This window comes from Campylobacter sp. FU_497 (assembly GCF_025772425.1).
GTDB lineage: Bacteria > Campylobacterota > Campylobacteria > Campylobacterales > Campylobacteraceae > Campylobacter_D > Campylobacter_D lari_C.
The window spans coordinates 52,794-67,579 of the sequence record NZ_JAKMSC010000008.1; the positions used below are offsets into that span (position 1 = coordinate 52,794).

At 33.9% G+C, this 14,786-nt stretch carries 7 protein-coding genes, 2 tRNA genes and 3 rRNA genes; 1 reads left to right on the forward strand and 11 read right to left on the reverse strand.

Annotation, left to right across the window (positions count from 1 at the left end; all coding sequences use genetic code 11):
* Positions 1-6: 6 nt before the first annotated feature.
* Genes L8W68_RS04830 through secA form a run of 4 tightly spaced genes read right to left on the reverse strand, consistent with a single transcriptional unit; the run spans position 7 to position 5,442 of the window.
* Positions 7-513: a YqhA family protein gene (locus L8W68_RS04830; RefSeq protein WP_012661246.1), complete on the reverse strand. Its 507-nt coding sequence runs from the start codon at positions 511-513 to the stop codon at positions 7-9.
* Positions 514-523: 10 nt separating this feature from the next.
* On the reverse strand, positions 524-1,540 hold the full coding sequence (locus L8W68_RS04835; protein ID WP_214124637.1) for an aspartate-semialdehyde dehydrogenase: 1,017 nt from the start codon (positions 1,538-1,540) through the stop codon (positions 524-526).
* Positions 1,541-1,552: 12 nt separating this feature from the next.
* Positions 1,553-2,842 (reverse strand): sigma-54-dependent transcriptional regulator, encoded by a 1,290-nt coding sequence (locus tag L8W68_RS04840; RefSeq protein WP_263675209.1) that lies wholly within the window; start codon positions 2,840-2,842, stop codon positions 1,553-1,555.
* Between the two features lie 8 nt (positions 2,843-2,850).
* The gene (gene secA, locus L8W68_RS04845) at positions 2,851-5,442 is read right to left on the reverse strand and encodes a preprotein translocase subunit SecA (protein WP_263675210.1); all 2,592 of its coding nucleotides are present in this window, start codon (positions 5,440-5,442) and stop codon (positions 2,851-2,853) included.
* 170 nt (positions 5,443-5,612) lie between these two features.
* Between secA and lolA the strand changes: the two genes are divergently transcribed.
* On the forward strand, positions 5,613-6,065 hold the full coding sequence (gene lolA, locus L8W68_RS04850) for a LolA-like outer membrane lipoprotein chaperone (RefSeq protein ID WP_263675215.1): 453 nt from the start codon (positions 5,613-5,615) through the stop codon (positions 6,063-6,065).
* Here the strand turns inward: lolA and L8W68_RS04855 are convergent, their stop codons facing one another.
* From L8W68_RS04855 to L8W68_RS04885, 7 genes are all read right to left on the reverse strand, one after another.
* Entirely contained in the window at positions 6,066-6,710 is a 645-nt protein-coding gene (locus L8W68_RS04855; protein ID WP_263675211.1) for a flagellar basal body-associated FliL family protein, read from the reverse strand.
* A 14-nt stretch (positions 6,711-6,724) separates the two neighbouring features.
* Positions 6,725-8,059 carry an ATP-dependent DNA helicase gene (locus L8W68_RS04860; protein ID WP_318529702.1) on the reverse strand — a complete coding sequence of 445 codons (1,335 nt, stop codon included), beginning with the start codon at positions 8,057-8,059 and terminating at the stop codon, positions 6,725-6,727.
* A 960-nt stretch (positions 8,060-9,019) separates the two neighbouring features.
* Positions 9,020-9,136, reverse strand: a 5S ribosomal RNA gene (gene rrf, locus L8W68_RS04865).
* Between the two features lie 261 nt (positions 9,137-9,397).
* Positions 9,398-12,305 (reverse strand): 23S ribosomal RNA (locus L8W68_RS04870).
* A 456-nt stretch (positions 12,306-12,761) separates the two neighbouring features.
* A tRNA-Ile gene (locus L8W68_RS04875) sits at positions 12,762-12,838 on the reverse strand.
* Positions 12,839-12,846: 8 nt separating this feature from the next.
* Positions 12,847-12,922: transfer RNA gene (locus tag L8W68_RS04880), tRNA-Ala, on the reverse strand.
* 95 nt (positions 12,923-13,017) lie between these two features.
* A 16S ribosomal RNA gene (locus tag L8W68_RS04885) occupies positions 13,018-14,531 on the reverse strand.
* Together the 16S, 23S and 5S rRNA genes with 2 tRNA genes alongside form the textbook arrangement of a ribosomal RNA operon.
* Positions 14,532-14,786 lie beyond the last annotated feature (255 nt).

Here is a 14,786-nt window from a genome sequence, read left to right on the forward strand (position 1 = left end):
TCCTTATTAATGATCACTTTTATGCAAGAAATAAAGCCCCACACAAAGAGCCAAAATAGAACCTGCCAAATAAGTCATATCCAAAACTGTATTAAGTTGCATTTGTAAAATTCTTTGGAAAAAATTTACAACTAAAACCATGATGATTACTTTTGCAAGTTTATCTTTTAGTTGATCCAAACTATGCACTTCTAAAACTTTTGATTGCTTTGTTTGTTTGAAATCCTCTATTTCACTAATAAAAAGCTCATAAATTCCAAAAGAAAAAATAAATAAAACCAAAGCCATTAAATATAAATCCACAGCTCCTATGATCAAACCAACAATATCTTCATGCAAATCCACCGTAGAATTTGGCAACATAAAGTATTCAAATACATATTTTAAAACTTTAATCACATCATAACTTGCGATAAAAAATAAAACAAAAGCCCCTATTAAACCAAAAATTACAGGTAAAATAGTAACCAAACGACTTTTAACTAATAAATTCTCAAAAAATCTTTCTAGCATTTTTCTCCTTTTAAACTAACTCTAGCCATTTTTGTGCAATACGCACTGCATTTGTAGCAGCTCCTACACGAATTTGATCAGCCACACACCATAAGTGCAAAATGTTTTTATGATTAATATCACGTCTTATTCTTCCTACATAAGTTTCATTAGTATCGCTTGTAAAAAGCGGCATAGGATATTTTTTATTTTCTACATCATCAATCACAACAACACTTGGTGCTTTAGAAAGTATCTCTCTAACCTTAGCAACATCAACATCTTTTTCAAAATGCATAGTAATGGCTTCACTATGACTTCTAAGCACAGGGACTCTTACGCAAGTTGCTGAAATTTCAAGTTTTTTATGTAATATTTTTTGCGTTTCATTCACCATTTTTAATTCTTCTTTAGTGTAGCCATTGTCACTAAAAACATCAATTTGAGGAATCAAATTTAAAGCCAGAGTGTATGGAAAAGTTTTTGCTTCAAATTCATCTAGTTTAAAAGCAAAAAAACTTTGCATTCCTTGAACTAATTCCTCCATACCTTCTTTACCCGCACCACTTGCTGCTTGATAAGTGCTCACATCTACTCTTTTTAGGTTAAATACATCATCAAGTGGTTTTAAAACATGCACCATTTGTATAGTAGAGCAATTTGGATTAGCAATAATCCCTGTTTTTTCCCAATCTTTAATATCCTCACTATTACATTCAGGAACTACTAAAGGAACATTCTCATCCATTCTAAAATGGCTCGTATTATCAATTACCACAGCACCACATTCTACTGCGTATTTTGCATACTCAGCGCTTATATTTCCTCCAGCACTAAAAAAAGCAATATCTACAGGATTTTCTTTAAAAACACTTGGAGTTAATTCTTTTACTTTATAGCTTTTACCTCTAAATTCTACTTCACTACCTGCGCTTTTTGCACTTGCTAATGGTAAAATACTTTCAACTGGGAAATCAAGCTCGTCTAAGACATTTAAAAGTTCTTCACCAACTGCTCCTGTTGCACCTACAATAGCTATTTTTTTCATTGTCCGTCCTTTTTAAGTAATATTATATTTTTTCATTTTTTCGCTAAAAATTTTCTCACTCATCCCTATAAGCTTAGCTGCTTCTGTAATATCTTGTGAATTTTTTAAAGCTTCTAAAATCAATTCTTTTTCGAGATTTTTAATATCTTTACTTTTTCTACTTTCTAAAAATAAATCTTGAGTACTAATCTCATCATTTTCACTTAAAATACAAGCTCTTTGTATAATAGAAATCAATTCCCTAATATTACCTGGAAAATCATAAGCTAGTAAAGCATCTTGTGCTTCTTGACTTAAAGTTTTTTCATTAAAATCATATTCTTTACACGTATCAAGCAAGACCTTTTGCGCAATTTGTAAAATTTCTTCTTGACGCTCTCTTAGTGGTGGTATATTAATAGGAATAGTATTAAGTCTATAATATAAATCTTGTCTAAACTCATTATCTGCAATCTTTTTTTCTATATGAGCATTAGTTGCACTAATAATTCTTACATCAATCTTTATACTTTTAGTACTTCCTAATCTTGTAATTTCTTTTTCTTGCAAAGCTCTTAATAATTTTGCTTGAATTTCATAAGGCATTTCACCTATTTCATCTAAAAACAAAGTGCCTTCATTAGCAAGCTCAAACAACCCTATTTTAGTAGTATTAGCATCAGTAAATGCACCTTTTTCAAAACCAAAAAGCTCACTTTCTATTAAATTTGATGGAATTGCTGCCATATTAATAGCCACAAAAGGTTTTTGCGCTCTTTTTGAATTTTTATGTACAAAATTTGCAAAAACCTCTTTACCTACCCCACTTTCTCCAAAAAAAAGCACACTTGCATCTGTTTTAGCAGCTTTTGTAGCTAATCTTAAACAATCTTCCAAAGCCTTAGAAGTGCCATAAAAATCTTGATTTTCATCTTTTTTGACAGTCTTTTTATTTGTTTTTTTAGAAGTCTTTTCTTGAATTATTTTTGCGCGTTTTATCGCAGTTACTAAAGTATTAATATCAAATGGTTTTACTAGAAAGTCTTTTACCCCAAGCCTTACTGCCTCTATAGCACGATTTAGTGTTGCATTACCTGTAATAATAATAAAATCATATTTATTCTCACAAGCTTGCACAAATTCAATACCATCCATACCTGGCATATTAATATCTGTAATAATCAAATCAACATCATCATTTAGCTTCTTTAAAGCTTCAGTTGCTGATTTATAAGATTTTATAGTAAATTCTTCATACTCACTCAAAGCGATTTCGAGTGATTTTCTCATATTTATATCATCTTCAACTATAACTAAATTCATTATATACCTTAAGCTAAAATACCTTTTTTAGGACCACTTTTACCATGGCATTCTTTATATTTTTTACCACTACCACAAGGACAAGGTGAATTTCTAGGCACTTTAGTAATTTGTGCTTCACCATTTTCATCAACACCACTTTCTGTAGTACTAGCTAAAAACTGCTCGTTTTGTTCGTGGCTTTTTTCTTCAAAATTTTGCGCTTCTTTTTGAGTAAAAACTACATTAAATAGTAATTTTAAACTATCAAATTTAACACGCTCAACAAGCTCCATGAAAAGATTATAGCTTTCTTTTTTATATTCTACCAAAGGATCTTTTTGATTATAACTTCTTAAACCTATACCAGTTTTTAAAATATCCATTTGGTATAAATGTTCTCTCCATAGATTATCTAAAATTTGAAGATATAAAATTCTTTCAATTCTTCTAGCTTCCTTATCTTCAATAATACTCATTTTATCTTTGTAAGCTTTTTCTAAAATTTCACTTAATTTATTTTCTACTTCAATTACACCTAAATCTTTAAAATCAGCTTCGCTAAGCTCAAGATTACACTCATAACTTACTTTTTGTTTTAAACTTTCAAAATGCTTAACATCATCTTCAAGCTCTGCATTTAGATAAATTTGACTTACCAAATGATTGCTGTATTCAGCAATATTTTTTAAAATTTTATCTTGCAAATCAAATTCTTCATCTAGTAATTCATTTCTATAATTATAAATAGTCTTTCTTTGTTCATTTGCCACATCATCATATTCAAGCAAATGTTTTCTACTTTCAAAATGTAAACTTTCAACTTTTTTTTGAGCATTTTCTACAGCTCTTGTAACAATGCGACTTTCTATATGCTCACCCTCTTCTATACCTAATCTTTCCATGATATTTTTAATGCGATCACCACCAAAAATTCTCAAAAGATTATCCTCTAAACTTAAATAAAATCTACTTACGCCAGGATCACCTTGACGTCCTGCACGCCCACGAAGTTGATTATCTATTCTTCTGCTTTCATGGCGCTCAGTTCCTATGATATAAAGCCCTCCTAAAGCTCTTATTTCATCATCTATTTTTATATCAACCCCACGACCTGCCATATTGGTAGCTATAGTTACTGCGCCTTTTTTACCCGCATCTTGGATAATTAAAGCTTCTTGCTCGTGATTTTTAGCATTAAGCACATGATGAGGAATGCGTTCTTTTACAAGCATATTATGAAATACTTCACTTCTTTCAATACTTGCAGTCCCTACTAAAACCGGTTGACCTTTTGCATTTGCTTTTTTTATCTCTTCAATAACTGCTTTAAATTTTTCTTCTTGAGTTTTATAAATCAAATCATCTTTATCTATTCTTGCAACCGGTATATTTGTAGGTATAGACACTACGTCTAAATTATAAATTTGAGAAAATTCTGTTGCCTCAGTTTGTGCAGTACCTGTCATACCTGCTAATTTTTTATACATTCTAAAATAATTTTGGAAAGTAATATCTGCTAAAGTTTGGCTCTCTTCTTGAATTTTTACTCCTTCTTTAGCCTCTAATGCTTGGTGCAAGCCATCACTAAAGCGTCTTCCTTCGCTTAGCCTTCCCGTAAATTCATCAACAATTACAACTTCTTTATCTCTTAATACATAATGCACATCTTTTTCAAATAAATTATGCGCTTTTAAGGCCTGATCAAGTTGATGGGCTAATATTGCATTATCTAAGCTATATAAATTTTCTACTCCAAATAATTTTTCAGCCTTAGAAATTCCAGCCTCTGTAATCATGATAGTTCTATTTTTCTCATCGACAACAAAATCACCACTTGGTAATTCTTGAGGAGTAGCAGCTGCTTGGCCTTTTTGCATTTGTTTTGCTACTTCATTTGCTTTAATATAACCATCTAAAGTTCTATTTGTAGGCCCACTTATAATAAGTGGAGTTCTTGCTTCATCTATTAAAATACTATCTACTTCATCAAGTATAACAAAATTATGTTCTCTTTGCACTTTTTCAAATTTTGAAAATTTCATATTATCACGCAAATAGTCAAAGCCAAATTCATTATTTGTACCATAAGTTATATCACACTCATAAGCTTTTTTATGCGCCTCATCGCTATTTTGTTCTGAAAGTATTACCCCCACACTAAAACCTAAAAAATTATAAATGGCACTCATTTGCTCTGCATCTCTTTTGGCTAAATAATCATTTACAGTAACCACATGCACACCCTTGCCACTCATAGCATTTAATACAACAGGTAAAGTTGCAACCAAGGTTTTACCTTCCCCAGTTTTCATTTCAGCGATTTTTCCCTCATGCAAAACCATACCACCGATTAATTGTACATCAAAATGACGCATATTAAGCGTTCTTTTTCCTACTTCTCTAACTATTGCAAAAACATCATTTAATATTTGATCTAAAGTTTTTTCTTCTTTTTGAATTTGTGTTTTAAAATCTATAAAATTTTGTTTTAATTCATCATCGCTTAAATTTTGGTATTTTGACTCTAAAGCATTAATTTGTGCAACCCTCTTTAAATATTTTTTTACTTCTCGATCGTTTTTTGTGCCAAATATTGCTTTAAATACGCTAGAAAACATTTTTTTACCTTTAATTACAAAAATATATGCTAGATTATACCTTGATTTTAATTAGAACTATATAAAAGTTTTATTTGCATAAATTTTATATAATTTGTTAAATTTTAAAGGATAATTATGAAATATTTTATATTTTTAATGATATTTGCTTGTAATATTTTGCTTTTGATATAAATTTTAAAAATTTTAGCAGTGATTTTGAGCAAAAAGTGCAAAGTAACAATTCTTCGCTAAATTATAAAGGAAATTTTATCATTACTCAAAATAAAGCTTTTTGGAATTACACTAAACCAAATAAAAAACAGATTTATATCAATCATAAAGAAGTTGTTATCATAGAACCCGAATTAGAACAAGCCATTTATACTCAATTGCAAAATTTACCAAATCTTCAAGCAATTTTTAAAAATGCAAAATTAATATCTCATGAAAATTATGAAGCAAAATACGAAAATATCACATATAATATCAAACTAGAAAATAGTAGTCTTAATAGTATTTCTTATAAAGATGAATTAGGAAATTTAGTTAGTATTTATTTTTACAACCAAAAATTTGATCAAAATATTAACGAAAATATTTTTATACCAAAAATCCCAAGTCATTTTGATATAGTCCAATAATCAAAATGGTATCTCTTTAAACAAATCTTGTTCTTTGCTTGGTGCTAACATTTGCATTTGAGTATTTTCCATAGTTTTTAAAATCATATCCATAGCTTCTTTGCTTGCATTAACATCTTGATTAAAACTTACATTACTATCTTTAACACTGCTTGTTTGAGTAGCATTCATATCTTTTGATTGGGTATTATTTTGATCTGAAGTTTTAGTAACTTTAAGAATATTTTGAATTTCTTCTTGCTTAGCAGTTTCTTTTAAATCTTCGTCCTTTTTTTCTAAATCTTTTATAAAACGCTTCAGTTCTTCTATATCAAATTGAGCTACTGAATTAATTTTTAGAATGTAAATATTTTTTATTTGAGTTTTGTATTTTTTATTGCTAAATTTAAGCAAAGTTTCTTTGAAGTTGTTTTTACCCACTTCTGTGAATAAATCTTCATAAAAATAACTAGATACAATAGTATTTAAAGCATCAATAATTTTCTTTTGGTCTAAATTTTCTCCCTCAAAATCCAAAGTCATTTCAATCTTTTTTAAAGTATTATTTCCAACCTTTGAATACAAATCTGTTCTAAAATCTTCTATGCTTAAAGAATTAGCATAAATACTACAAAAAGAAAAAAATAAAATTACCACCCATCTCATAATCATTCTCCATCTTATTCTAAATTTACAAACTTTTCTTGTAAATAAAATTGTTTTACCTCTTTATCGAATTTTAAAATTTTTAAAAAATAATTCTCAAAAGGCATTTTATAATTATATACGATTTTTAAATTACTTGGATTAATGGCTCTTGATAAACATACATATAATTGTCCTTTTTCAAAAATTCCATCAATATCACATATTAATTTATCTATACTCATACCTTGAGATTTATGGATTGTTATAGCATAAGCTAGTTTTATAGGAAATTGAACAAATTTAGCTTTTATCTTAACTTCTAGTTTTTCATCTTTATCTAGCTCATACTCTTCTAAGGTATATTCATATGATTTTAATTTCAATCTTTCACCATTATTTTTTTCTATCAGAATATATTCTTGCTCTTTATCTTTTATAAAATCTAAAACAACACCTTGCTCCCCATTATAATAATTTTCTTCTTTATTATTCACACAAAAAATAATCTTAGCGCCTATTTTCAATTTTAACTCACTCAAAGAATTAAGTCCGTTAATCCACTGCTCGTAAGTTTTATCATCTAAAGTATAATCTAGTTTTTCAGCTTTTGCATTAAATACACTTTCTTTACCTTGTAAAAGATTTAATTTTTCAGTATTAATATGATTAGTTTTTTTATTTGTGGCACATAATAGAGTATATTCATCCATATACTCAAGTAAATTTTTTGAACTAATTAACATTTTTTTAAAGAAATTTAGCATTTCTTTATTTACTTCACCCATTCTAAGAAAAAACAAATATTCATAAAATTGCTTATCTAAAGTTCTTTTTGTAATGCTAAGTTTTAAATTAATAAATTTAAGATCATTCCAAGCTTGCGAAGAAAAAGCATATAAAGTATTTTGAAATAAAGTGCTTTGAATTTGATTTTCTCTATAATTAATCACAGGTGGAAGTTGAAAAAAATCTCCAACTAATAAAATTTTACCATTAAAATCACTTCTTGATAATCTATAATAAATCATTTCCATCAATGAAGCACTTACCATAGAGATTTCATCAATAACCAATAAATCACATTGTTTTAAAATTCTCTTTAATTTTTCTAGTTTATCTTTTTGCTTTCTATCTTCATAATACAACTCATCATAATTTTGACATCTTTTAAAAGCAAAAAAACTATGTAAAGTAACACCACCTATATTAAAAGCACTAAGTGCAGTAGAACCCAATACAACGACAATTTTTCCTTGAACTCTATAAGATTTTATAAGCTCCATAGTTAAAAAAGACTTACCAACACCTGCACCACCACTTAAAAATATGTTATTATCTCTTAAAAAATTTTCCAATCTACTCAATATCATCTTAACATTATATTATAATCTAGTAAAACCCTTATAAAAATCTCTTACAAACTAATTTATATTTTTTATCAATTAATACCTTATCTAATACAAACAACCAAAACCTATCATCCACAATTGATTCAAACACCAAATTAAAGTATTGCTACTAGTCTAGCTACTATCTCGCCAAAAAATCCACCACCAACTAAAAATATAAAAACCACTAAAAACCTAAAAAACAAATTTACTATAAGCAATTTAAAATTAAAAAATTAAAACAGTCTAGCCAATTAAATTACTAAAGATATAGAAATAAAAACATAAATACAACCACCCAAAAAACAAAAGATAAATCACTAAAGCTCATAATAACTAAACCACTAAATAAAAACCATAAAAAATAAAATAATAAACCCATCAAATAAACCATTAAAACAATTCAACAACTAACAACACAAATATAAGCCATAAGAAACAACCAAAACCCAAGCTATATGCCAAATAAAACATTCAATGAATAATTTCAAACCAAATTTAACCACTCAACTAAAAACATAACATAAAAAATATAATCTAAAACTCATAAAAAATATAAAAACAAAAACATCTAAAATAAAATACCTAAACAACATATAAAACTAAATTTTATTAGATTAATAAAAAATAACAATAAACACCCTATCTAATCAACACAAATTAATTAAAAATTTTCACAAACAAACAACCAAAAACTAGAAATTAAAATCACCTACAGCTAACAACCATAAAAAACCTAAAACTAAATCAAACAACTAAAAATAAGAATTAAAAACCATCTACAGTTAACAACCAAGCTGACTAAACAACCAAATAAAAACCATAAAAATTTAAAAATAGCGTCACAACCAAATAACCTAAAAATAAACCAATTCAATAACTAACAATAAAAACAAACATAAGATTATATATAAAGTAAGAATAATAAGAGAATTAACAAGTCCGCAATGAGCTACTTTCCCCCTGCCAGTAAGGCGTAGTATCATCACCCACGATGTGCTTAGCTTCTTGGTTCGGGATGGAGCAAGGCGTCTCCACATCTGTATAATCACGGACATTGTTATTTAAATATTCTATATTAATATAGCATAATAAAAACTAGATTGAAATCATTTTTATTTTAACTTTCATCTTATTCTTATATTTAGATGTTTCATTAAACTAAATCATTTTATTGTTTTAGAATACTTAAAAAACAATGTTAAGAGCAAGTTCTAATATAAACTTTACTTGTAAGATTTTATAAGCTAAATGTAGTTTTCATATAAAAACACTCAAAGCTTTATTAAAAACCTTAACAAGGAAGTGATGCTTAAATAAGATAAGCCAAACGCTCTATTAGTACTGGTCAGCTAAAGGACTTTCATCCATTACACACCCAGCCTATCAAACTAGTAGTCTTCTAGAGAGCTTAGAGAAGATTCATCTTAGAGTTGGCTTCACGCTTAGATGCTTTCAGCGTTTATCCGTTCCAAACTTAGCTACGCTGCGATGCTCTTGGCAGAACAACAGCTACACCAGTGGTTTGTTCAACCCGGTCCTCTCGTACTAGGGTCAAATCTCTTCAATCTTCTTACGCCCACGGCAGATAGGGACCGAACTGTCTCACGACGTTCTGAACCCAGCTCGCGTACCGCTTTAAATGGCGAACAGCCATACCCTTGGGACCTGCTCCAGCCCCAGGATGCGATGAGCCGACATCGAGGTGCCAAACCTCCCCGTCGATGTGAGCTCTTGGGGGAGATCAGCCTGTTATCCCCGGGGTACCTTTTATCCTTTGAGCGATGGCCCTTCCACACAGAACCACCGGATCACTAAGACCGACTTTCGTCTCTGCTTGACTTGTATGTCTTGCAGTTAAGCTGGCTTATACCTTTATACTCTACGAACGATTTCCAACCGTTCTGAGCCAACCTTTGTAAGCCTCCGTTATTATTTGGGAGGCGACCGCCCCAGTCAAACTACCCACCAGACATTGTCCCACTTGAGGATAACTCAAGCTGGTTAGCTACCCAAATAAGAAAGAGTGGTATCTCAACAATGGCTCATATACAACTGGCGTCATATACTCAAAGCCTCCCACCTATCCTGCACATTCTTATCCAAATAGCAGTGTCAAGCTGTAGTAAAGGTCCACGGGGTCTTTCCGTCTTGCCGCGGGTAGGAGGAATTTTCACCTCCACTACAATTTCACTGGATCCCTCTTTGAGACAGCTCCCATCTCGTTACGCCATTCATGCAGGTCGGTATTTAACCGACAAGGAATTTCGCTACCTTAGGACCGTTATAGTTACGGCCGCCGTTTACTCGGGCTTCGATCAAGAGCTTCGCTAATGCTAACCCCATCAATTAACCTTCGAGCACCGGGCAGGCGTCACACCCTATACATCCTCTTACGAGTTAGCAGAGTGCTGTGTTTTTGGTAAACAGTCGGGAGGGACTCTTTGTTGTAAGTTTCTTCGCTTTCGGAGTAAATCCTAATACGAAGCGAACCACACCTTATACCGAAGATACGGTGCTATTTTGCAGAGTTCCTTAAAGAGAGTTCTTCCACGCGCCTTAGAATACTCATCCCACCCACCTGTGTCGGTTTACGGTACGGGCAACATTAGCTAAACTTAGAAACTTTTCTTGGCTCGACGGCATCAGCAATTCTCCTCGCTGTCCGAAGACTTTGAAGAGCCTTTCAGTTCTCGGAGTATTGTTATACGGATTTGCCTATATAACCTCCTACGACCTTAGACTAGCACTTCCATCCGCTAGCTTGCTTAGCCCTAAGCGTCCTTCCATCGCACACTAATGTTGGTATTGGAATATTAACCAATTTGCCATCGTCTACCCCTTTCGGACTCGACTTAGGACCCGACTAACCCTACGATGACGAGCATCGCGTAGGAAACCTTGGGTTTACGGCGTTAATGATTCTCACATTAATTATCGCTACTCATGCCTGCATGCTCACTTCTATTCGCTCCAGCACTCCTTACCGGTATACCTTCGGCGCAAATAGAACGCTCTCCTACCACTTGATAAAATCAAGTCTACAGCTTCGGTACTTACTTTAGCCCCGTTATATTTTCCGCGCAAAATCACTAGACCAGTGAGCTATTACGCTTTCTTTAAAGGATGGCTGCTTCTAAGCCAACCTCCTGGTTGTTTAAGTAACTTCACATCGTTTTCCACTTAAGTAAGATTTAGGGACCTTAGCTGGTAGTCTGGGTTGTTTCCCTCTTGACGACGGATTTTATCACTCGCCGCCTGACTGCTGTGATTACATATAAGGTATTCGGAGTTTGATAGGGTTTGGTACATTGGTGTATGCCCTAGCCCATTCAGTGCTCTACCCCCTTATACTACGACACAACGCTATACCTAAATATATTTCGGAGAGAACCAGCTATCACGAAGTTTGATTGGCCTTTCACCCCTATCCACAAGTCATCCGGGGGCTTTTCAACGCCTATCGGTTCAGTCCTCCACTAGTTCTTACACTAGCTTCAACTTGCTCATGGATAGATCACTTCGTTTCGGGTCTGCAGCATCTGACTTAAGCGCCCTATTCAGACTCGCTTTCGCTACGGCTTCGCGTGTGCTTAACCTTGCCAGACACCACAACTCGCAGGCTCATTATGCAAAAGGCAGTCCATCACACTGTATTGCTACATAGTGCTCTGAATGATTGTAAGCAAATGGTTTCAGGTTCTATTTCACTCTGATCACCTCAGTTCTTTTCACCTTTCCCTCACGGTACTTGTGCACTATCGGTCTGGTAGTAGTATTTAGGGTTGGATCGTGGTCGACCCAGCTTCAGACAGGATTCCTCGTGTCCCGCCCTACTCAGGATACTGCTAGCTAAGGTTTGGTTTTCGTATACGGGACTATCACCCTCTATGGCTACACTTTCCAGAGTGTTCTACTAACCTTACCTATTGCACATTGCAGTCCTACAACCCCCAGTGCAAGCACTGGGTTTGCCCTCTTGCGCTTTCGCTCGCCGCTACTGACGCAATCTCTATTGATTTCTTTTCCTGTAGGTACTAAGATGTTTCAATTCCCTACGTTCGCTCCATTATGGTAGTATATATCTCTATATACTGGGTTGCCCCATTCGGAAATCTACGGATCAAAGCTTCTTGACAGCTCCCCGTAGCTTATCGCAGTCTAGTACGTCCTTCATCGCCTTTACCAGCCAAGGCATCCACCATTCGCTCTTAATAGCTTACCTTTTAAATTCATTCTAAAACGCATCACTTCCTTGTTAAAGTTTTTATGATAAGACTTTACTATCTTAAGACGGAAAGCATTTAAACACTTAATAAAACTAAATAAATTAGTCTAACTAAGCTGTGAGTTTAAAACTTGTCTTTAACTAAAAGCTAAAGAAAAGATAGTTAGGTTTTATCCTTTAACAAGTCCTGTAAAATTGTTTTTATTAAAACTTGCTTGTGACTCTTAACAATGATAATTCAAATAACATTAAATAACTAATCTAATATATAAAATATTCTATTATTTATTTAGCTTAGGTCTTAAAACCTAAAGGAAGTATATATAAAGAGTTTAAATAATTTAAAAACATAAGCAATAAAGTATTTTACTTTATTTACTGCTTTATTATTAGCTATATACTTGCTTTAAGTTTTAAAACTTTATTATATGATTGATAAACAAATCTTTTTTATGGTGGGCCTAACAAGACTTGAACTTGTGACCTCACCCTTATCAGGGGTGCACTCTAACCAGCTGAGCTATAGGCCCTTAATAAATGGTGGAGAATAGCGGGATCGAACCGCTGACCTCCTGCGTGCAAAGCAGGCGCTCTCCCAGCTGAGCTAATTCCCCAAAATTAGCTTTTCATCAATCTTTGAAATCTAAACAAGGATGATTGAGTCTATATATGAACTGATAGTTGTGAGACTTATCAGTTTGTACTCTAGAAAGGAGGTGATCCAACCGCAGGTTCTCCTACGGTTACCTTGTTACGACTTCACCCCAGTCGCTGATTCCACTGTGGACGGTAACTAGTTTAGTATTCCGGCTTCGAGTGAAATCAACTCCCATGGTGTGACGGGCGGTGAGTACAAGACCCGGGAACGTATTCACCGTAGCATGGCTGATCTACGATTACTAGCGATTCCGGCTTCATGCTCTCGAGTTGCAGAGAACAATCCGAACTGGGACATATTTTATAGATTTGCTCCACCTCGCGGTATTGCGTCTCATTGTATATGCCATTGTAGCACGTGTGTCGCCCTGGGCATAAGGGCCATGATGACTTGACGTCGTCCACACCTTCCTCCTCCTTACGAAGGCAGTCTATTTAGAGTGCTCGGCCGAACCGTTAGCAACTAAATACGTGGGTTGCGCTCGTTGCGGGACTTAACCCAACATCTCACGACACGAGCTGACGACAGCCGTGCAGCACCTGTCTCTAAGTTCTAGCAAGCTAGCACCCTCTTATCTCTAAAAGGTTCTTAGGATATCAAGCCCAGGTAAGGTTCTTCGCGTATCTTCGAATTAAACCACATGCTCCACCGCTTGTGCGGGTCCCCGTCTATTCCTTTGAGTTTTAATCTTGCGACCGTACTCCCCAGGCGGTACACTTAATGCGTTAGCTGCATTACTGAGATGACTAGCACCCCAACAACTAGTGTACATCGTTTAGGGCGTGGACTACCAGGGTATCTAATCCTGTTTGCTCCCCACGCTTTCGCGCCTTAGCGTCAGTTAAGTTCCAGCAGATCGCCTTCGCAATGGGTATTCTTGGTGATATCTACGGATTTTACCCCTACACCACCAATTCCATCTGCCTCTCCCTCACTCTAGACTACCAGTTTCCCAAGCAGTTCAACGGTTAAGCCGTTGGATTTCACAAGAGACTTGATAATCCGCCTACGCGCCCTTTACGCCCAGTGATTCCGAGTAACGCTTGCACCCTCCGTATTACCGCGGCTGCTGGCACGGAGTTAGCCGGTGCTTATTCCTTAGGTACCGTCAGAATTCTTCCCTAAGAAAAGGAGTTTACGCTCCGAAAAGTGTCATCCTCCACGCGGCGTTGCTGCGTCAGGGTTTCCCCCATTGCGCAATATTCCCTACTGCTGCCTCCCGTAGGAGTCTGGACCGTGTCTCAGTTCCAGTGTGACTGATCATCCTCTCAGACCAGTTAAGCGTCATAGCCTTGGTGAGCCATTACCTCACCAACTAGCTGATACTATATAGTCTCATCCTACACCGAAAAAACTTTCCCTACTCAACTTGTGTTAAGCAGGAGTATAGAGTATTAGCAGTCGTTTCCAACTGTTGTCCTCTTGTGTAGGGCAGATTAACTATACCTTACTCACCCGTGCGCCACTAATCCACTTCTAGCAAGCTAAAAGCTTCATCGTTCGACTTGCATGTATTAGGCACGCCGCCAGCGTTCACTCTGAGCCAGGATCAAACTCTCCATAAAAAATAATTGGATAAGTTTAATCTTTTTCTTCAAAGAAAAAGTTGATTGTTAAGATTTAAAAATAAATCTTTCTGGCTCAATCGATCACTTATTTAGATTTCAAAGATTGACTATAAGATTTGATTAACAATATTAATAATTTAAAGAACAAATACTAAAAAATTAAGACAAAAAGTCTTAGCTTTTTAAAACCCTTTCGTTTGAAAAGGAAATGAAATTATAGCAATAAAAGCTTAAAGTTTTATTAAATAGATT

Bases quoted from the DNA above. Each gene is read 5' to 3' on its own strand.
- L8W68_RS04830 (WP_012661246.1), bottom strand. From the start codon at position 513: ATGCTAGAAAGATTTTTTGAGAATTTATTAGTTAAAAGTCGTTTGGTT.
- L8W68_RS04835 (WP_214124637.1), bottom strand. From the start codon at position 1,540: ATGAAAAAAATAGCTATTGTAGGTGCAACAGGAGCAGTTGGTGAAGAA.
- L8W68_RS04840 (WP_263675209.1), bottom strand. From the start codon at position 2,842: ATGAATTTAGTTATAGTTGAAGATGATATAAATATGAGAAAATCACTC.
- L8W68_RS04855 (WP_263675211.1), bottom strand. From the start codon at position 6,710: ATGAGATGGGTGGTAATTTTATTTTTTTCTTTTTGTAGTATTTATGCT.
- secA (WP_263675210.1), bottom strand. From the start codon at position 5,442: ATGTTTTCTAGCGTATTTAAAGCAATATTTGGCACAAAAAACGATCGA.